This window comes from Paenibacillus hebaui (assembly GCF_051934385.1).
Taxonomy (GTDB): Bacteria; Bacillota; Bacilli; order Paenibacillales; family Paenibacillaceae; genus Paenibacillus.
On record NZ_CP196836.1, the window covers coordinates 6,831,571 to 6,851,129 of the forward strand.

17 protein-coding genes and 1 pseudogene are annotated in these 19,559 nt (G+C 48.5%); 1 reads left to right on the plus strand and 17 read right to left on the minus strand.

Translation table 11 applies throughout. The features are described from left to right. Positions 1-241 precede the first annotated feature (241 nt). The 9 genes and pseudogenes from ACR32F_RS30710 to lspA all read right to left on the minus strand — a co-directional run bounded on the left by ACR32F_RS30710 (position 242) and on the right by lspA (position 10,814). Positions 242-1,117: pseudogene (locus tag ACR32F_RS30710) on the minus strand (Rpn family recombination-promoting nuclease/putative transposase). 86 nt (positions 1,118-1,203) lie between these two features. After that, a complete protein-coding gene (locus ACR32F_RS30715; protein WP_440120069.1) occupies positions 1,204-2,121 on the minus strand; it encodes a helix-turn-helix transcriptional regulator in 918 nt (305 codons plus the stop codon). A 270-nt stretch (positions 2,122-2,391) separates the two neighbouring features. Continuing rightward, positions 2,392-3,801, minus strand: coding sequence for an MATE family efflux transporter (locus ACR32F_RS30720; protein WP_440114176.1), 1,410 nt, complete (start codon positions 3,799-3,801; stop codon positions 2,392-2,394). A gap of 230 nt (positions 3,802-4,031) precedes the next feature. After that, positions 4,032-4,856, minus strand: a complete 825-nt coding sequence (locus ACR32F_RS30725; protein WP_440120070.1) for a carbohydrate ABC transporter permease — start codon at positions 4,854-4,856, stop codon at positions 4,032-4,034. A gap of 93 nt (positions 4,857-4,949) precedes the next feature. After that, positions 4,950-5,831, minus strand: a complete 882-nt coding sequence (locus ACR32F_RS30730; protein ID WP_440114179.1) for a carbohydrate ABC transporter permease — start codon at positions 5,829-5,831, stop codon at positions 4,950-4,952. A gap of 38 nt (positions 5,832-5,869) precedes the next feature. Continuing rightward, positions 5,870-7,189 (minus strand): extracellular solute-binding protein, encoded by a 1,320-nt coding sequence (locus ACR32F_RS30735; RefSeq protein ID WP_440120071.1) that lies wholly within the window; start codon positions 7,187-7,189, stop codon positions 5,870-5,872. Between the two features lie 114 nt (positions 7,190-7,303). Continuing rightward, complete coding sequence (locus ACR32F_RS30740; RefSeq protein ID WP_440114182.1) at positions 7,304-8,098, minus strand: response regulator transcription factor; 795 nt, start codon at positions 8,096-8,098, stop codon at positions 7,304-7,306. Then, positions 8,088-9,869 carry a sensor histidine kinase gene (locus tag ACR32F_RS30745; RefSeq protein ID WP_440114186.1) on the minus strand — a complete coding sequence of 594 codons (1,782 nt, stop codon included), beginning with the start codon at positions 9,867-9,869 and terminating at the stop codon, positions 8,088-8,090. The genes ACR32F_RS30740 and ACR32F_RS30745 overlap by 11 nt, the downstream gene beginning before the upstream one ends. 453 nt (positions 9,870-10,322) lie before the next feature. Beyond that, positions 10,323-10,814 (minus strand): signal peptidase II, encoded by a 492-nt coding sequence (gene lspA / locus ACR32F_RS30750; protein WP_440114189.1) that lies wholly within the window; start codon positions 10,812-10,814, stop codon positions 10,323-10,325. A gap of 293 nt (positions 10,815-11,107) precedes the next feature. On the opposite strand from lspA, the gene ACR32F_RS30755 reads away from it, so the two are divergent. Continuing rightward, positions 11,108-11,524: a heme-degrading domain-containing protein gene (locus ACR32F_RS30755; protein ID WP_440114192.1), complete on the plus strand. Its 417-nt coding sequence runs from the start codon at positions 11,108-11,110 to the stop codon at positions 11,522-11,524. A gap of 469 nt (positions 11,525-11,993) precedes the next feature. Here ACR32F_RS30755 and ACR32F_RS30760 read toward each other — a convergent pair whose 3' ends face one another. The 8 genes from ACR32F_RS30760 to abc-f form a co-directional block, all read right to left on the minus strand. Continuing rightward, positions 11,994-12,812, minus strand: coding sequence for a permease prefix domain 1-containing protein (locus ACR32F_RS30760; protein ID WP_440114195.1), 819 nt, complete (start codon positions 12,810-12,812; stop codon positions 11,994-11,996). A gap of 6 nt (positions 12,813-12,818) precedes the next feature. Further along, positions 12,819-13,148, minus strand: a complete 330-nt coding sequence (locus ACR32F_RS30765) for a PadR family transcriptional regulator (RefSeq protein ID WP_440114198.1) — start codon at positions 13,146-13,148, stop codon at positions 12,819-12,821. Between the two features lie 202 nt (positions 13,149-13,350). Beyond that, positions 13,351-14,298 (minus strand): nucleoside hydrolase, encoded by a 948-nt coding sequence (locus ACR32F_RS30770; protein WP_440114201.1) that lies wholly within the window; start codon positions 14,296-14,298, stop codon positions 13,351-13,353. 284 nt (positions 14,299-14,582) lie between these two features. Further along, positions 14,583-14,987, minus strand: coding sequence for a DUF350 domain-containing protein (locus ACR32F_RS30775; RefSeq protein ID WP_440114203.1), 405 nt, complete (start codon positions 14,985-14,987; stop codon positions 14,583-14,585). Further along, entirely contained in the window at positions 14,975-16,369 is a 1,395-nt protein-coding gene (locus ACR32F_RS30780) for a glutathionylspermidine synthase family protein (RefSeq protein ID WP_440114206.1), read from the minus strand. The genes ACR32F_RS30775 and ACR32F_RS30780 overlap by 13 nt, the downstream gene beginning before the upstream one ends. Positions 16,370-16,373: 4 nt before the next feature. Beyond that, positions 16,374-16,655, minus strand: coding sequence for a hypothetical protein (locus tag ACR32F_RS30785; RefSeq protein ID WP_440114209.1), 282 nt, complete (start codon positions 16,653-16,655; stop codon positions 16,374-16,376). Further along, positions 16,655-17,122 carry a hypothetical protein gene (locus ACR32F_RS30790; protein WP_440114212.1) on the minus strand — a complete coding sequence of 156 codons (468 nt, stop codon included), beginning with the start codon at positions 17,120-17,122 and terminating at the stop codon, positions 16,655-16,657. The genes ACR32F_RS30785 and ACR32F_RS30790 overlap by 1 nt, the downstream gene beginning before the upstream one ends. A gap of 264 nt (positions 17,123-17,386) precedes the next feature. Continuing rightward, a complete protein-coding gene (gene abc-f / locus ACR32F_RS30795; protein WP_440114215.1) occupies positions 17,387-19,474 on the minus strand; it encodes a ribosomal protection-like ABC-F family protein in 2,088 nt (695 codons plus the stop codon). Positions 19,475-19,559: the final 85 nt, after the last annotated feature.

Here is a 19,559-nt window from a genome sequence, read left to right on the forward strand (position 1 = left end):
TTTTAGCTTTGCTTCGTCAGACTGGTTCTGCACCCTTCGTTTTCGTGTAAATACTCAGTTCATCTTATTTATGTTAACAAGGTCTGTACGAATTAGCCAAGGAGGACTTTACGGTTGGCAGGCATGAGCAACCTGTATCCTCCCAGCTTGGACTTCACTCCACTTTTTTTATACCCCACAGGCAACAAAAAGAGCCAACCCGCAATTGGATCAGCCCTCAATACTGTAAATTTGGTTTCAGTTACTTGCTAGGCAGCAGCTTTTTAATTTCCTCTTCGGACAGTCCCGAGGCTTTTACCACAGCAGACATGTCTATGCCAAGTGCAAGCAGTTCACGTGCCATTTCTCGCTTGCCCTCCAACTTGCCTTCCAACTTACCTTCCAGCTTGCCTTTGGCTGCCCCTTCTGCTCGTGCGCCTTCGATCATTGACTTCTCGTCACTCAGCGCTTTCATTCGTGCATCGTAGGCCATTCTGGTGGCCGCATCCTGACTCAGAAATTCCAGCGTATCCATTGCCTTTTTCAACATCGGTTCATTCATCGCCAGCACCTCCCAGTTTGATGTATCTATTCCTTTCAGGAATAATAGCCAATTCACAAGTCCGCCTTTTTCCATCGGAACAGAATACTGATCCAATTTGGTTAGTTCCATGACATGTATCTCGATATCATCCGTCAAACCAATACCCGTATGATCTTCTCGTAAATGAAAAACATTATGATATCGTTCATTATTCAAACAGGAATAATTAAGAATATTGATTGTCACGCATTTTTTAAGCAGATTATAATTTTCACCTTTTTTAATCTGATGGAAGTACATCTCACTCCAGTAAAACAGCGTCCGTTTCTCCATGTTATACGGATTGAACAGTTGCATTTCAATGTTGATCAACTTGCCTTCCACAGTCCTTGCTTAAATATCCAGAATGGATTGTTTGTCCTTTGGACTATCTTTATCCGTATACGTGTTAATCACGGTAATCTCCGTAAGAGGAGATTCGCTAGTTTCTATAAACGTGCTGTTAAGGAATGCTAACAAAACATCTTTATTTTGCTCACTTCCAAAAATGCGTTTGAACACAAAATCGACCCGAGGATCAAGCAGTTCCGTCATTTCGCATCAGCTCCATTCTACACCAGCATTATATCATAATTCCCGTACAGCCTCAGCTTAATAATGGATCTGCACTTGAATTGGATCTACTCCTCAAAAGACAGATTCAACGGCTCATCCGACATCTCGTATTCCGTCTCCATATGCGTCAGCGGCGTATTCAAGTCAACCTCTTCAAAGCGGAAACTATCCACCCACACTTTTCCTTTGCCGTTCAAAATAATCCCGAATGAGATGAGCGCACTTTCCTCCGGCACATCCAGTACAATGCTGTACTGATTCCATGGCTGCGTACCCGTGATTGACCGATCATGCATGTTATCGAACTGGAGCACATCTTGGGCGTTGTTATCCACGCGCATCCATAATCCGCAGAATGCGTCCACGCGCTCAGTCTTCACAAATCCGGATAACTTCATCCGTTGACCTACATACTTGTCCGCTCTGAACTGCTGCATCATCGTTGCAAATTCGTTGCTCTCCATCGGCGTAACGGCCTTCAAGTACCCTGAAGCCTTGCCCTGATGCACTTCGACGGGATCGATACCCATCTCATAATTTTGCGGGTGACTCCCGGTTAACATCCATCCTTTGATCATTGACGTCTGATTCATCTGTAATTCTCCTCCTCTGGTTCTTCCTTCGAATAATTTCAGATCGAACAATTTGCGAAAACGTCCTGGCGGCATGCCATATATTTTGCGGAATGCACGGGTGAAGGCTTCCTGACTCTCAAATCCACAGGCCAGGGAAATATCCAGAATACCTGCATCCGTGGATCGCAGTGCGGTGGACGCCAGGCTCATCCGGCGGTTCCGAATATAATCCACCACGGTCATGCCAACCTCCCGGCGGAAAACCCGGTGATAATGATAGGGAGATAACAATGCCTGGGATGCCACTTCTTCCAGCCCGATCTCCTCATGAAGATTCATTTCAATGAAGTAGAGACTCTGCTGAAGCATTTCATGATATGAGTTCAATCCAGTCCAGCCCCTTTCCATATCCTTACTATACGTGATGGAGCAGAAGCCGTTTTGATCATTTCTGCTCACCTGCTCTAGTAAACGACCTCCGAATCAGATTAACTGTTCTATCTGAATCCTCTGGGCTCGTAGGACAATCTTCGTCAAAATAACCAAAAAGAGCCCATCATCAGGAGGAATACTCCGTCCCATGATTGGCTCTTCTTCAATCTAACTATTGACCCCAGGTACAGTGCCCTTTTGCTCTTATACTACAATTCGCTCAAATCGAATCTATTTTCGCTTCAATCATCCTACTGCCGGCACTGGTTGAACGCCAGCGTCCTCCTCATGCTCCACAAGGTCATGCTTCTCCCAGGCACGGCTTTTCCAGCGGAAATACATAATTACAGCACGTGTCCACTCATCAGCCGCAATGGCAAGCCAGACACCTGCGAGCCCCAGATTAAGCTGGAATACGAGCAGGTACCCCAGTGGCAGACTCATACAGACCATCGAGATCAAACCCATGTATACCGGGAACTTTGCATCACCCGCCGCACGCAGGGAACCGATAATCACAATATTGCAGGTACGTCCAGTCTCCAGCAAAAGGCTGAGCAGAATCACCTGGGCTCCCATTTTGATAATTGCCGGGTTATCCGTGAATATGCTCATTAGCGGCACACGGAACAGAATGATGATCACGTCGATCACAATCGTTGCCAGAAGCGCCCATTTCACGCTGTCAAAAACACGTTTGTACGCATCATCTTTACGGCGCGCACCCACAAGGCGGCCTACAATAATCGATGTACCCATGCCGATCGCCATGCTGAACAAGTAGATATAGCTGGATATATTACCCGCATACTGCTTGGTTGCCATGGCTTCTGCGCCCAGATAGGTCACATACAGCGTGAACACGAGCTGGCAGGAATGATATACCATGGATTCCATCGCAGACGGAATGCCAATCCGCAGAATTTTGCCAATGAATTTCTTGGACAATTTAATGTAGTATTCGAAATCCACCCGCACTTCGCTCACACGATACAACAACCAGAAGAAGATCAGCAGGCAGATAAAACGACTTCCCACCGTGGAGATGGCTGCCCCTTCCACCCCAAGCTTGGGCAGGCCGAAGTGCCCAAAGATCAATGCATAGTTACCAATAACGTGAATCACGTTCATGAATACAGAGACGTACATCGTTTCTTTGGTGTAACCATGTGTACGGATCGTCGCAGCCAGCGCATTAATGAGTGCCTGGAGAAAGATCCCGCCACCGACAATATTTATATACGAACGGGCAAAATCGTAAATTTCGCCTTGAAGGTTCAGAAGTGTTAGCAAATGTCCTCCGAACAGAAGAAAGATTCCGCTCAGAATCAGCCCCACAATAAGGTTCAGTGTAATCGCATTACCTGTAACCTGTGCTGCTTCACTTAGCTTTTTCGATCCGATATATTGTGCCACTACAATCGCAGCACCATGTCCAATGACTTCCAATACAAGTATAGCGATAGAAATAATCTGGTTGGCCGCTCCAACGCCGGAGACCGCATTATCGGACACCGAGCTGAGCATGAGCGTATCCACGCTCCCCATCAACATAAACAAGAAGAGTTCCAAGAAAATAGGCCATGTCAGCCGAATCAGATTCAGATCCTTGGCATCAGACCGAAGGGACTCTTTGGTTGAGGATATTGCTGTCATTTTCTCACCTTTCCCATGTGGGCTTTAATTCTTAGGGTATGTTAGCACAGGTGGTTTGAAAATGCAGTAGTTTTGCGAAAATAGTTGAAAGTTTTTTGCAATTCCATAAATAGGTATTTTCAGTATTTTCATCAATCCCATCTTCCGTACGCCTGCCAGTGGTTTCGGAAGACCAAACAGGGCCCTCCCAACTTGCCTTTTAAGCAAGTGATGGAAGAGCCCTCAATCTTTTAACCTTTAACAGAACCCGCGGCAATCCCCTCCACGATTCGATTACTCAGGATGAGAAAAGCAATCAGGATCGGCATAATGCTGATCATCAGCGTCGCACCAATGGCTCCCCAATCCGTTGTATATTGACCGATAAAGTTCTGTACCCCTACGGTCAAGGTCTTGTACGAATCTGAGCTGATGAACGTATTGACGAAGATGAACTCATTCCAATTATAGATCATGTTGATGATCGCCGTCGTGGAGATGACCGAAGCCGTCATCGGCAGCACAATCCGAAAGAAAATCCGATGCACGGAACAACCATCCATCACTGCGGCTTCCTCCACTTCCCGAGGAAGTGCGTAATAGAATCCGAGTAGAATCATAATCGTAATCGGCATATTAAACGCAATATAAGACAAAATGACCGACAAAGGATGATCTGTTAGATGAAGCTTCAGGAACAAACTGAACAGCGGGATCAACGTGGAGTGTACCGGAATCATCAGACCCACCATGAATAGCCCCAGCACAAGTGAACGACCCTTCCAGCGCATACGCGTAATGGCAAAGGTCACCAGACTGGCAAACAGGACGGTGACCACTACCGAGACCACCGTAATCCATACACTGTTGAAGAAATATAAGCTGATATTACCTTCTGTCCATACCTTGACATAGTTCTCCCAACGCGGGGTAGCAGGAAGGGAAAAAGGCGCCATGTCGAATACTTCCTGATTATTTTTGAGCGAGAATAACAGCAGCCATACCAAGGGCAAAATTTGAAGCAAAGCTACCAGGGACAAGAGGACATACAGCAGAACGTACCCTATTCTCCTCATCCATGCCGAACCTCGGCCTGTCCCCGGGTAAGTTGGCAACCTAACGGCCGTATCCGTCTTCACCGGGATGGACCTCCTTTCATTTCACTTGCGTCAGGAATACTGGATCGTATCTTTGGATGCTGTTGCCTTTCGGAGCAACCATGTGACCACCAGACAGATCAAGAGCAGGAAGAAACCTACAGCACTGCCGTAACCAAAGTCGAAGCTACGGAAAGCCTGACGATACATATAGGAGGCCATCACTTCGCTGGAGCCATTCGGTCCGCCATCGGTCATCACGTAGATGAGATCGAAATACTTGAGCGAGCCGACTACAGCCAGCACCACGGTCACCTTGATGACTTCTGTAATAAGCGGCAGCTTGATTCGAAAAGCGATCTGCCAAGGGCTTGCCCCGTCAATCCGGGCTGCTTCTACCAGTGATTCCGGAATATTTTTGAGCGCCGCATAATAGATCAGGATATAGAATCCGGCATATTGCCACAGGATGGGCACGAACAGGGCGTACAGTACCAGAGAGGGCTCCGCCAACCAAGCTGGCGGATTGGCAATCCCGATCCCCTCTAGAAAGGTGTTAAGCACCCCGTTGCTGGGATGATAAATTTTCAGCCATAGCTGGGCGATGGCTACGGAAGATAGCAGCATCGGGATCAGGTATATTTTTCGAAACCAATTCGCGCCCTTAATCTTGCCCGACAGCACCAAAGCAATCATGAGATAACCGATCAGACTCAGTGCGGAGAACAAAGCAAGTAAAAAGGTATGATTCGCACTCTGCCAGAATGTTCCGTCCTGAAGCAGTCTGGCGTAATTATCCAATCCAATGTAGGTCATTGCACCGATCCCGTCCCATTGCATCAAACCATAATAACCGGTGAGCACGATCGGAATGTAGACCAAGACCAGCAGCAGAAGCAGTGCAGGAAGCACGTAGAGCGCAGCAACTAGACGGTTGGACATGACTTTGTCCATCACATTATCCTCCCTTCAAGCATTCAAGCGTGTGTACGTCAATTGCCTTTATCAATCGCTGCCTGATGATTCTTCACAAAGTCCTCTGGTGTCACCGCTTTGCCAAACAACGCCTGAATCATGTCCAGATGTGCCTGAGCGGCTGCCGGTTTCATCTGCACGTCTGCAAAGAGTGTGAGGCTGCTGGCCTGATTCAATTCGTTCAGCAGGTCCGTGTAGAGCTGTGGTAACTGTACTTCAGCCGTATCCACCTTCGTAGCCGGGATGACACCTGCTTCAGTCACCGAGCTCTCGCCCCATTTTTCCACAAAGTATTGCACAAACTTCTGCGCTTCTTCCTTCACTTTGGAGTTCTGGGCCACGAACAGACCTACGCCTGGGCCACCTACCCAGCTGTTAATGTCGCTCTTGCCGCCTTCGATCGTCGGGAATTTAAAAAATCCGATCTTATCCTTGAATTCCTGTGGGATGTCCGGGTTGGTTGTAAAGTTCGGCAGTTCCCAGGTACCCATCAGGTACATAGCAGCCTTTTCATTCATGAATTCGGACTTGCCCTCATCGTTGGACAACCCGTTGAAGCCTTTGTTGAAGGCATTCATGTCTACCAGCTTCTGCACTTCGGCAGCGGCTTGAGTCAGAGCAGGATCGTCAAACTTGCCGGAGCCATTGATGGCCTTCTCCAGTGCATCTCCACCTAACCGATTCGCCAGATACATATACCAGAGTGAGCCGGTCCAGCGGTCTTTATTGCCCAGTGCAATCGGCACCTCCCCGTTCTCTGTCAGCGTCTTCAGCACACTCAGGAATTCATCGTACGTTGCTGGCGGCTGCAAATTATATTTAGCAAAAATGGCTTTGTTATAATAAATGGGAGAGATATTCAGCTCAATGGGTAGGGCATATGTTTTGCCGTCTATCGCATAGGCTTCTGTTGTTCCGGCTATGAATTTCTCGCCCAGCGAGCCGCTCAGCAGATCATCTACCGGTGCAAATAGATTCCCCTTCACATAAGGCTCCAGAAATCCAGCAGCCCAAGTTACACCCACATCGGGAAGTTCATTGGATGCGGACAGAATTTTCAGTTTGTTCTTGTATTGTTCATTCTCCAGCACTTCCTGCTTAATGGTCACATTCGGATGATCCGTCTGATACTGCTTGATGATATCGTTGACCAGTTTGTTTTGCTGTGCGGAGCTGCCAGCTGGCCAGAGGTGCATAAATTTGAGGGTTACTTTTCCATCTGTGCCGTTGCCGCCCGTTTCACCCTCTTCATCCGAACTTGAATTGTTGCATCCCGATAAAATTACGGCGAGAACCAGCGTCCATGACAGAAGCATGGCCATCGTCTTTTTGCTCATCATCCCAACCCCCTTGGTTTTTTCGGTTAATGTAACCGCTTTAACCAAATTGTAGCATGGGCCTAACACGCCCATAAGACCAGAACGATTTGGAAAAACTCCACTTTTTTGAGGTTATTTGTTATCTCGTATAGTTAGGGAATGGCGATATTTGCTTGGGCTGAGCCCCTCAAGACTTTTGAAAACTTTGATAAAATACTTATCCGTCTGATAACCCACCTGCTCGGCAATCTCTGAAATCGGCATGGTCGTCTGCACAAGTAGCTCCTTCGCGCGCTGAATGCGTTTGCGGGTCAGGTATTCGCTAAAATTGATTCCGATCTGCTCCTTGAACAATACGCTGAAGTAACTGGAATTTAGATGAAGTAAATCAGCGATTTCACGCATGGTCACATGTTCACCCAGATGAATATCCACATAGGCCAAAGCTTCACTAATCTGGCTATTAAGCCTCTGTTCCCCGCGCTCCTTGGCATCCAGTAACTTGGGGTCAATCATTTCCTGCATCGTTTGAATACGTCTCTGTTGTTCGCTGAACCTCAAAGCTTTTTCGACGGTCTGAAGCAACTGCTCCTTATCAATCGGTTTCAACATATACTCCACAACACCCAGCTTAATGGCCTGCTGGGCATACTGAAAATCGGCATGTCCCGACATAATCAGAACGACAGGCTTGTTCGAAAAATGCTGAATGGCTTCAATCAGGGACAAGCCGGAGAATTCCGGCATGCGAACGTCTGTTATTAACAGATCTGCTGACTGTTTCGTGAGCCATTTCACGGCTTCAACACCACTCTCAGCAGTCAGAATGTGATTTCGTCCTGCCGACCATCCTTCCAGCGTCTTGCGAATACCCTCTCTTGTACGCGGCTCATCATCAACGATAAGAATCGTTTTATCATGAATCATATTCACCCTCCGCTTCCTTGGGAATCTCAAAGCAAATAACGGTCCCTTCCCCCACCTTGCTCGTAATGGAAAGCCTGCAACGTTCGCCAAGTTGGCTGCCAAAGTAAAGCTTCAGCCGCCGATGTACGTTGATCAGACCTACACCTGTCCCCTTGTTGGATACAGCGGGGCCACCATGTAATGCATGAATGACCGATTGAAGCCGTGATTCATCCATACCGGGACCATCATCCCGAACCTCAATGCGAACCAGATTCTCCTCGGTCGAAGCATCCACATGCACGCTGATCTTTCCCGGGCCCAGTTTACTCTCGACCCCGTGAAGAATCGCATTTTCCACCAAAGGCTGTATGAGCAGTTTCGGAATTTGGACCTTGCGCACTGCATCGCTCAACCGAATCTCCCATTGCATTCTTTCTCCCAGCCGCATCTGCATAATTCGAAGATAACGCTCTGCGTGTTCCAGCTCATCGGCAATCGTAACCCATTCGTCCTGCTGGGAACTGGAGATAATATAGCGAAATAATCGGGACATTGCCACGACCATACGTGCCATCTCCTCGTCTCCCTTCTCCTCAAGGGACCAATAGAACGCCTCCAGCGTATTGAACAGAAAATGAGGGTTAATCTGAGATTGCAACGCCTTCAGCTCGGCCCGGGACTGCATGACTTCCTTCTCATGGACCACACGGGTCAATTCGTTCTGCCTGTAGACCATCTGATTATAAACGTCGTTGAGTTCATTGATCTCCATCGTGGAGCTGACCATCAGATTGGGCCTCATCGCTCCCGGCTGTGCACCACGCATGGCCCGCATCAGCCGGATCAGCGGACGTGTAATCATCGTGGACAGAAAAAATGACATGACGAGGAACAGAACCACACCAATAATTCCCGAAACGAGCAGGGCCGTCCTCAGGATGGATACACCTTCTGTTGTCTCCCTCAGTGGTGTCAGGACAGCGAGTGTCCATCCCGTCAATTCAGACTGTTGCCGGACGACGATATAGGATTCCTCCCCGTTCTGAACGACTGATCCGCTGTCCAATATGGCTTTTGGATCGAGATTAATCTCCAGGTTGGAAGTCACCACTTCTCCGCCCCCGTCCAAGAGCATGATGGAGTCCTGCGAACCATCTGAACCATCTGAACCATCCGAATCATTGAGTTGAAAAAAACTGCGTTGCATCCGCACCACAACATAGCCTCCATGTTCGAAAGAATGATCCAGCAGATTAATCCGCCGAATGGCCAGAAGCACACCCGGATCTTCAGGGTCAGAGCCCGCCCACACCAGCCTGCCTTTTCCTTCGTCCGCTCTGCTGATCCAGCTGCGCTCCACTCTCTGATCAAGGGATCGGTCATCCATCGGAAAGATGCGGTTGTAACCGGTGGTGTAAATCTCCATACTTTGCGCGCCGTTGATGAAAGACTGATAGCTGCCTGCAATCTGCAAGAGAGCTTGACGCTGATTAAAGGTTGCCGGTTTGCCTTGCTTCTCATCGCTCAGCAGTCGCTGCACATATGAATCATCCGCCACCTGGGCGGTCAGGGAGTTCACTTGTGCAATGAGTGCATCCAATCTGCCGCTGGCTTGGACGGCGGTTTGATGGATATGCTTCTCGGCATTACTTTTCAGCAGAGCAGCCACCCGATCATAGGCCGATATGCCTGCGAGCAGCAGAACAACAAGCATCACCATCACGAAACCCACAAAGATCTGATTGCGAAGCGAGTTATAACGCCCTGTTTTCCCCTGCAATTTCCCCATTCTCCTCTCTCTCTGCATGTAAAAGAAACCACCACCTTACGCCCGTGCTCTTGAAGACTGGGTACAAACGATGCCGGATTCATCCACGTATTCAGTTCACCTAGTTAAAGCGTTTGCAAAATTGAACCTTAATCTTCTTCTCTTCTAGTCTTTGTTTACCGATTAAACGAACGACTACAAAATAGCATAGTTTTACAGGTTAATCAATCCATTCAAGGCGTCCCCGAACGCTGAATTTCAATGCCAAAAAAAAGAGAGGCGACCCTTACAGTCCACCTCTCTTTGTTCATATCCCTTTACACAGATCCCTTTCCCTTTACACATGTCCTTTTCTTCCCCACATACTAGAGCGGTAACGATCGCCAAAACACTACAAAAAAGGACATCGGAATAGGTCCAATGTCCTTCGTTTATTCCGTAATCAGAGGGTCACAGCCCTGCTGTTTTCCTCTATTACGAGCGTTCTATTTTCGGTAAAGCATTACGCAAACGCTTGGCTCGATAACTCTGAAATGCACGAATCAACATACCAATGATGATCATGACTACACCGATGTTAATCGCGACATCAGCGAGATTCAGAATCCCTCGCCCTGACGGAAACACGAGGAAATCCGTTACCCGGGCATAGATAAATCGATCGATCGCATTCCCCAGAGCCCCACCAACCATGAAGCCAGCGCCAGCCTGCATCCAGAAACCGCGAATTTCACCTTTTCTCCGATAATACAGAATACCTACTATGAACAGAACGGCGATTACGCCGAACAGACGCGCATTCCCCTGAAACAGACTGCCGGCCATTCCACTATTCTCGTAATGCTGCAATTGCATGCCGGAGTCACCCAGTCTCATTACATCGCCGACTTCCATATACATCCTCACTGCAATCTTGGTCCCCTGATCCACCAACGTCACCAGCAGTGCTACAAAATAAAACAGCATCGTGCCCTCTCCTCCTGCCTACTGAGTTATAACTTATTTTAACTTTAAGAGTTTCGAATATTACGTTCCCTTCACTTTAACACAGCCGATGTATGGTCTCCAAATGATCGGTCTTCAACCATGCATATAACATCCAGTAACAGTAACATCGTCCAGACTGCAGACTGCATTCGGCAGGTACCACACCTCTATACGTCAAATGTAGACATCAACTACATATGTAAAGGGGCTGCCTGTAATTTGAACCTGACCATGACTGAGAAATTAAAGGAAATGCAGCAGAAGAAAAAGATTTGATATTTGGTACATTCGATTCTGAAATGGCGCTCAAACTTGGCCTGCATCTGATCGAAGAAGCGAAACGTCGTTCACAAGCCGTGACCATCGACATCACCCTGAAGGGACATCGTCTTTTTTTGCATGCCATGGAAGGCACTCACCCGGATAATGAAGACTGGATTCGACGCAAGAACAACGTGGTGAATCACTTCTCCTCCAGTTCTTGGCATACAGCCCTGCGATTAAGAAGTGAGAACCAGACACTTGAACATGATTATAACCTGCCTTCTGCTGATTATGTGCTGGCTGGTGGTGCCTTCCCGCTGGTGGTAAAAAATGAAGGACAGATTGGCAGCATTACGGTATCGGGCTTGCCTGATGAGGAAGACCATGATCTGGTCACTACCGGCATCCGCTCATTTTTGTTGTAGCAAAGCTATATAAATTGAACTAAACATTTACACGAGAACGGAGAGGACAGAAATAACCTGAAAAAGCGGAGCTAAAAGCTTTCTGCAAGAAAGCTGCATCGGAAGCATATGCTTCGCCTTTATCCCTGGATTTTCCCTTATAAAAAGGAGTTTAAAAAATCTGGGGATAACAGCGATTGGAAGGTTGTTCTGTCATCGTAGTGGCAAGTGTAAATTTTCTTTAGTTCAATTTATATAGATTACATTTGCAAAAAAAAGCCCACCTGATCCCGTAGTGATCAGATGGGCTTTACTAGCCAGGGCAGCACGTTCAGGATGGGGTTTTTGCTTTTCATGATACGGTATACATTGCTAAAGCTGCCTGATAGTATGCCGGTAATCGGGAATATGGCCCAATTGATATCCCATCGCTGAAATACAAAGCCTGTGAACAAGTAGATTGCTGTCGCCAGCGGCCATACAATAGCTTCTACAGTCTCACAACCTTTACTTCTTCCTTCTTCTCTGCCGTCAAATGGTGCTCCTTCAGCAAGTTCGTGTAAGCCCCCTGCATATTACCATAATATACAAACAGGAATACCCCTACCCCAGCCATCACCATAAAGGCAGATACACCATAAGAAGCGTAGTTATCGTTGAGAGAGGAGGCTGCGAAAATAAAAACAGGAGACAGGATGCACAGGCAGACACCCGTAATGATGGCCACACGATAGGTCAGAGCGAAGCTTGCCTGGCTACGCTGAAGACTCATCTTAAGTGCATACGGGAGTTGGAAGCCCTGCTCCATATGTTTGTAGCGTTCAAGCTTCATGCCACTGTGAATGAACATGCCTACCCCTATGGCAATCAGTACGAACATACCGATCAGGCCCAGCACAGTTCCCGTTTCCACCGAACTGTGATCTGCTGACATGGCATAGTTCTCAAACAGGGTATCCAGAAAAATCAAAAACGCCACGCCAGATGCACACAATAGAACCCCCAGTCCGGTCCACAACCCGACACTTTTTTTAGCAGCGAAATAGGCGTAGGTCTCTTCTTCCGTCAGCACAGGTGCTGCCTTCTCCGTACTTGCTGGCTGAATACCGAGTTCGGCAGTTAACTCCTCGATATTACCAAATTCCGAGATTACAATACCAATTGCCTCATTCTCCGACTTGCCTTCCCGCTTCAATTCCAGGTACTTATCTTCCATCCCCGAAAGGAGTTCCTGCTTCAGATGCTCCACCTCGGGGGTCTTTGGTAGACCAGCAAACATGTTCTCCAGATACACCATAATTGTCTCCATGTTCCGTCACAACTCCCTGATAAATAGATTAACAACCTCCTGCGTAACCTTCCATTCCTCACACTTTTCTCTGTAATAATCGAGTCCGGGCGGCGTAATCCGGTAATAGGTACGACGCTTTCCCAAACTACTCTCATCCTGATAAAACGATTCAATGTAGCCGTTCTTCTCCAATCGGGTGAAGGCCGAGTATAATGTCGTCTCCTTCATGACGTACTTTTCCTCTGTCAGCTGCCTGATGTTCTTGGAAATCTCGTAGCCGTACGACTCCCCTTGGAGCAGCATGTAGAGAATCAGCGTATCATTGTAGCCGCGTATAACGTCACTGCTGATCACAAAAGATACTCCTCCTCATTACTTCATCTGTCGTAGTAGTTGAAGTATAGCATATTTTACTACGACAGGTGAAGTAGTTAATCCTAAAATAGACAAATAAAAAATCCGTACCAGTTAGAGGTACGGATTTGGGAGGACTATTGTCGCTGTTGATTCGAATGCGATTCATGCAATTCATACGATCTCTCGGAATATTATTCGTTTATTGAATCGCTGAAAGAACATCCAGCAGCATGGATTTGAATTTCGGTCGATCAATGGCCTCACAGACGCGCACATTCGGCTCTTTGCCAAAACGCCCGTTGATATCGACCACACTGTATCCGCGTGTCAGCTCTCCTACAGCTTCCACATCCACATAATACTGACCCGACTTGGTCATGATGGATTCATCTGCGGCAACAGCCATCAACAACGTATCGGGATGAGTGGTACCATTCAGCTTATGTACCGACTTGTTGAACTGCATGACTACTTTGTTGATTGCAGTGAAGAAATCGGCACCGGATGTCCCAAGAGCCGCAATCTCTGCATGGTCGTCATCGTCCATAACGGAATATTGGGTACACATCTCCCAGCCGACCATTGTAATCGGAATGCCTGCATGCAGTACAATTTTCGCTGCTTCCGGGTCCACGTAGAAGTTATACTCCGCTGCCGGTGTAATATTGCCCAGTGCATTATTGGTTCCGCCCATGATATACAGGTGAGCAATCTCCGGAATAATCGTCGGGTCCTTCTGAATTGCCATCGCAATGTTGGTCAGAGGGGCAATCGCCAGCAGCGAAATCTCACCCGGCTGTGCGTGGACCTTCTCAATAATAAAATCAACCGCGTGCCCGCTCTCGGGGCGCTGATCCGCCTTCGGGAAATGCGCGCCGCCCATGCCATCATCGCCATGCACATCTTCCACTGTGCGGTGCTGCGCCTTTCCGTAGGCCATCAGCGGACGCTCGCAACCTTTATATACAGGCACCTTGCCGCCATGTCCGGCAACCTGTACCGTGTACAGGGCATTTTCAACCTCCTGGTCAAATTGTACGTTACCGCCCGTAATGGTGATACCTTCCACCTGAAAGTGGTGCAATGCCGTCAGGATCGCAATCGTATCGTCTCCTGCTGTATCTGTATCGATAATGACTTTTCTCATGATGCCGCGCCCCTTCTTCCGTTTGATATTCATTTAGAACGAACATATAACATTACACTTAATAACTCTGTGTACAGAATAATCTTACGATCGCTGTTACCCTCGGATTTTCTTGTATACCTTTTCTCAAAGGTAAAAATCTGATGATAGCTTATGCTTACGATGTAGCTTCCTTTCAGGAAGCTTTCAAGCGAGCGCTCCGCTTCTCCAGATTTTTTCTGTCCTCTTCGTTTACGTGTAAACATTATATTCGTTCTAAATTATCGTTTATCTCTCGGCCTATTTTACATCAAAAACGTACCGATGACGATGGAAACGCCGATGATAATCGAACGTAGCAGTTGCGCTACCGCCATATTGCCTCGTGCAATTTCTTCACATACGCGTATCTTCGGAGTCAGAAAATCAAATATAATATAGACTAGGCACAGCACAATAATTCCAAGCGCCGACCACAGCAGCATATCCAACCACGAGTGTGTCGAGAAAGACACCATTCCCACAATAATACACAGTCCCAGCAATTTGCTGCCCATATACATACCTGCCGCTTCGTTACCTTTGGCTATTTCCTCACTATCGTTATACCGGGTCAATCTGCTAAAAGCGAAATATCCACATACCAATACCACCAGCAGAATGCCTACACCCACTGCAACATTCAGCAAGTTCAGTCCTAAGTTCTCCATTCCTTCTCCTCCTCATCATTCATCCGTTCACGAACCGTAGCCGCGCAATAATAGGCCATATCTCCAGTCACTTTCTCCCCGATCCGGGGCAGTACACCAGCAAAACGTCCACCGATAACAAATACTCCTGTAAGCAGATAGCCGCCGTACGCTCCATCTTCCGTCTCGATCACGGCCTGTTCCATCGGAACCAGCTGCTGATAGATCTTGGGCTGGTTCTCGTAATAGGCTGTAATCTCTTCCTCTTCGTCTGCTGCCATAGTTGTAAGATTGGATTCCGGCTCTTCGTTCAGGGGATACTGTACATCCCGCCTTCCAGAAGCATTGTCCGCATCTCCATCCAGCAAAAGAGTTCCTCTACCTTCGCGTCCCCAGTAGCTTTTGGCTACATAAGGTATAGCATTCACCTCGAAAGGCTCCGGTGCAAAATAGGTGGGCAGCAGATACCGGGAGATTACATCCAGTTCCGCTTCATCAAAGAGTGTAAATCCGCAATAATCCGGGGTTTGCTCGTTCCGCTCGTAGAGCGACCAGATCGCAGCCATGAAGCCTTTGCTCTGCATGAGCACATGCTGCACGGGATTCATCAGGCCCAAACGTGCCTCCCGCACAAGTTCAAGCAGCGCTGCGCCGATGTCCACTCCCGTCGTATCATCCCGGTCATCAATCAGATACTCCAGCGGATAAAGACGGTATAGCAAGTTAATCTCCCGACCTTTATGGTAAAGCGCCTCCCCGGGGATAATCTCCAGTTCCTCCAGCGGGGCATAGAAAGTTTCATATCCAGCTTCCCGGCAGCATCTCATCAGGTATTCTGTATTGGTCCGATCCTCCACATGTTCACCAAAAGAAGTGAACGTCACTGGACCCTGCAAGCCCTGCTCCGCATAGAAATCCAGCCACTGCCGAAAACACTCCCGAATACATGCATCCATCTGTGCAGATGGCGCGCTAAATGCAGCATCCTCAGCCAGCCCAATCAAAATCGCTTCCAGTGCAGCAGCCTCCGGTATCCCCGTAGGGGTGTCGGTATTATTTTCAATACACTTGAGCCCAGCTTCTCCAATAATCCAGTCCTGACGGGTAATCCCTCCAGTTATGATCTCCATACGTGCTGCCGGAATAAGCCCTGGATGGATACCGAGCTGATGCTCAAGGAAAGAATCCGGCATGTATTGCTGGATAAAACGCATCACTTTGCAGTAAATGCCATCTACCGCCTCAGCTGCAGTACGCAGCTCCTGTAACTCCGAGGGAGAATAGACCGTCAATGCAGGCACGCAGTATTGCTTCCCGTACATTCGATGATAAGGAATTTGTTGTCCCACCGCGCCTTCAAACACCTCTTCATGACTGAACGGCAGTTGGTACACTTGCCTCATCCGGTTATCCTCCCGAGCTGCGGAAGAAGCTACCGAAGCCGCTTGATTTGGACTTGGATGAGCTATAGGAGCTGTTACTATCCTTATTACTCCGATAGGATGACCCGCCGTAATAATAGTGCCCGCTGCTGGAATCATATTCACATCCGGTATCATATTCCGGGTCACATTCGTCGTTGCTGCCACACCCCGACAATACGGCAGGAACCGCCAGCATTAGGGAGAACGCAACCAATTTGGCTTTTGATCCGGGTTTCGATGAATGGTTTCGCTCTTCTTCGTTCATCACAGATCCACCTCTTTCATAAAGAACAACACTTTCTTGCGATCTGCATCCAGCACGGAATACAGGAACTCATACGTCTTGCCACTGCGGACCATATAATGGTCAAGTAGTTGCTCAGCAAGCTCCATCGTATAGGTGGATGAGGCTGTGAGGTCCAGCTCCTGAAATGATCTTCCATTCCACAGCATATACTCTGCGCTGTACATGGAGGACATTTTGCACATTGCCAGCGCAGCGTCCGCAATCGCTGCACCATATTTTTCTGGCATTTGCTTGTCATATGCCGTCACGTATACTGCATGTTCCCGCCCATCCTGACATTCATTGGACAGATGTGCCCAGAGTTTGTTTTTCACCAGGGTGGCATCCACCAATTTGCGCATAAACAATTCATCCCGAGTGACTGAAGTTTGTTCCAGCACCCCTGTCTCCGCCTGTCGATCATCCGACCAACTCCGATACGTCATTGAATAATAGATACCGATAACCTCCCTTTCTGCGAGCTCTTAGGTGAGCCGTTTCAATTCATACAAACGTATTTAACGCATGTGGAGGAAAAAAGTTACACTTTTCACCATGACATATAAAAAAGAACAGAATTATTGGTCTCGTCCCCTAAGCGACGGAGCGTATTACGCCCTGATCCCGCGTTTGGTATGTAATCAAGTTCAAAAGGCCGGAGATGATTCTCCGACCTCGCTTGCTCCATCTTATGCCTATGCTATTCTGGCTTATAACTCAGCCCACTGTGCCAGTAGATCATTGTATTGGGTGGACAATTGCTCCCGTTCACTCCAGAGTTGTTCAAGTTCAACCGGATTATTCTGCACGGCTTCCAGCTGCTGATCCAGTGCCTGAACCTGTGACTCCAAACGAGCCAGCTTCTGTTCCAGCTTCTCCGCAGACTGCTTGCTCTTGCTGCCATTCTCATTCCTATGATTCATGGCAGTCGCTTCTAGCGGAGCCATCGCTTTACCTGATCCTGTAGTAGCTTCATGATCACGACTTCCAGCGGCAGCAGCAACAGTGGACCCGCTCACTGCGGAGGTCGCTTCTGACTTCATCCCCGACCTAGCACTCCCGCTCGACGCGGAAGTTATACCAGACTGCATCTCTGACTTGCCCTTCCCGCGGGAAAACACTCCCGCTCCCTCTCCAGGCTGGACCAAGCTTGCTGCACGAGCTTGAAAATCAAGCTTCTTCTCACGATACGCTTCATAGTCTCCCAGATAAGCGGTCATCTGCCCGTCCTCCAGTTCCCAGACACGAGAAGCGAGTCGATTGACGAAGTACCGATCATGCGAGATGGCAAGTACTGTTCCTTCAAAATCAACCAGTGACTCTTCCAGCGCTTCTCTAGAAGCGATATCCAGATGGTTGGTCGGTTCATCAAGCAGCAGTACATTCGGTTTGCGCTGTACCAGCAGAGCCAGCCGCAGACGAGTCCATTCCCCGCCGGATAACTGTCCGACCGAGCGGAACACGTCAGCCCCATAGAATAGATATCGGGCCAGAATTCCGCGGGCCTCGCCTTCCTCTACGCCCGCTTCCAGACGGAAGTATTCTAGCACATTCAGCTTCGGATGCGAGGGTTCCTCCTGTTGAGCCAGATACCCCACATCCACACGCGCCCCCCACTCCAGCTTGCCCGAATCCGGCTGCTCATCTCCCAGCAACAACTTGAACAAGGTGGTCTTACCGGAACCGTTCCGACCAATAAGAGCAATCTTATCGCCGTATTCTAGCAGACCCGAGATCCCGCGCAGAATCGAACGCTCACCATAACTCTTCTCGACTTGTTCCATGACAGCTACCCGTTTGCCGGTGCGGTCTGTAGGACGTACATCGAAGTCGGCATTGCGTCGCTCCAGCACAGGACGCTTCACCTGTTCCATCCGTTCCAGTGCTTTGCGCATGGAAGCAGCCCGCCGGAAGAACTTTTCATTGCCACCCACACGGCCCCATTCCTCCAGTTGGCGGATCGTTTCCTTCATTTTCTTCATGACCTTCTGCTGTTCCTTGAACTCCTCGAATTGCTGTAACAGCCGTTGTTCCTTCACCTTCATGTATTCGGTGTATCCACCCGCAGACGTCTGCGCCTCACCATCCTCCAGCTCCAGCGTTCGGGTCACCACACGGTCCAAAAAGTAGCGATCATGCGAGATCAGGACAATGGTGCCGGGGTATTCTCGTAAAAATCCCTCCAGCCACTCGACCCGTTCCAGATCGAGATGGTTCGTCGGCTCATCCAGCAATAACAGATCGGGTCTTACGATCAGCTGTGATGCCAGCACTACCCTGGTCTGTTCCCCACCGGACAGGGAACCGAAGCGCCATTCATAATGTGCCTTGGCGATATCCAGACCATCTGCTACCTGATCGATTCGAGTATCCATCTCATATCCACCCTCACGCTCGAACTGGTCTTGCAGCGTTGCATAGCGTTTCAGCAGGCGCTCCAATTGATCTGGATCTGCTGCGTAATCCGGCTCGGACATCTGCTGCTCCATTTCCTTCATCTGCGTGCGGCACGCGATAAGTTCCCTGAATCCAAGCCCCAGCACATCCAGTACGGTAAGGTCATCCAGCCCTTCAGGAACTTGTGCCACGTAACCGATCCGTGTATCTTTCTTCATCATCAATTGCCCTTCGTCTGGCTGGTTTAACCGAGCCATCAGACGCATGAGTGTCGTTTTTCCACTTCCGTTGCGGCCAATGAGAGCGACCTTGTCGCCCTCCATAATTTCAAATGTAATGCCGTCCAGCACCAGATGTGCTCCGTGATACTGAGTCAGTTGTTGTGCGCTAATGATCATCATAATAAGGTTCCTCCTATAGTATGGAAGATCCTGACCGCAACACAAAAAGAGCCGCAGGAGGTTAGCTCCGCGGCCCTTCAGAATT

Excerpts from the sequence above, each read along its gene's own strand:
- ACR32F_RS30735 (WP_440120071.1), bottom strand. The coding sequence starts at position 7,189 with ATGAGCAAAAAGACGATGGCCATGCTTCTGTCATGGACGCTGGTTCTC.
- ACR32F_RS30785 (WP_440114209.1), bottom strand. The coding sequence starts at position 16,655 with ATGAACGAAGAAGAGCGAAACCATTCATCGAAACCCGGATCAAAAGCC.
- ACR32F_RS30760 (WP_440114195.1), bottom strand. The coding sequence starts at position 12,812 with ATGGAGACAATTATGGTGTATCTGGAGAACATGTTTGCTGGTCTACCA.
- ACR32F_RS30715 (WP_440120069.1), bottom strand. The coding sequence starts at position 2,121 with ATGGAAAGGGGCTGGACTGGATTGAACTCATATCATGAAATGCTTCAG.
- ACR32F_RS30740 (WP_440114182.1), bottom strand. The coding sequence starts at position 8,098 with ATGATTCATGATAAAACGATTCTTATCGTTGATGATGAGCCGCGTACA.
- ACR32F_RS30775 (WP_440114203.1), bottom strand. The coding sequence starts at position 14,987 with ATGGAGAACTTAGGACTGAACTTGCTGAATGTTGCAGTGGGTGTAGGC.
- abc-f (WP_440114215.1), bottom strand. The coding sequence starts at position 19,474 with ATGATGATCATTAGCGCACAACAACTGACTCAGTATCACGGAGCACAT.
- ACR32F_RS30745 (WP_440114186.1), bottom strand. The coding sequence starts at position 9,869 with ATGGGGAAATTGCAGGGGAAAACAGGGCGTTATAACTCGCTTCGCAAT.
- ACR32F_RS30725 (WP_440120070.1), bottom strand. The coding sequence starts at position 4,856 with ATGAGGAGAATAGGGTACGTTCTGCTGTATGTCCTCTTGTCCCTGGTA.
- ACR32F_RS30780 (WP_440114206.1), bottom strand. The coding sequence starts at position 16,369 with ATGAGGCAAGTGTACCAACTGCCGTTCAGTCATGAAGAGGTGTTTGAA.
- lspA (WP_440114189.1), bottom strand. The coding sequence starts at position 10,814 with ATGCTGTTTTATTTTGTAGCACTGCTGGTGACGTTGGTGGATCAGGGG.
- ACR32F_RS30790 (WP_440114212.1), bottom strand. The coding sequence starts at position 17,122 with ATGACGTATCGGAGTTGGTCGGATGATCGACAGGCGGAGACAGGGGTG.
- ACR32F_RS30730 (WP_440114179.1), bottom strand. The coding sequence starts at position 5,831 with ATGGACAAAGTCATGTCCAACCGTCTAGTTGCTGCGCTCTACGTGCTT.
- ACR32F_RS30770 (WP_440114201.1), bottom strand. The coding sequence starts at position 14,298 with ATGAGAAAAGTCATTATCGATACAGATACAGCAGGAGACGATACGATT.
- ACR32F_RS30720 (WP_440114176.1), bottom strand. The coding sequence starts at position 3,801 with ATGACAGCAATATCCTCAACCAAAGAGTCCCTTCGGTCTGATGCCAAG.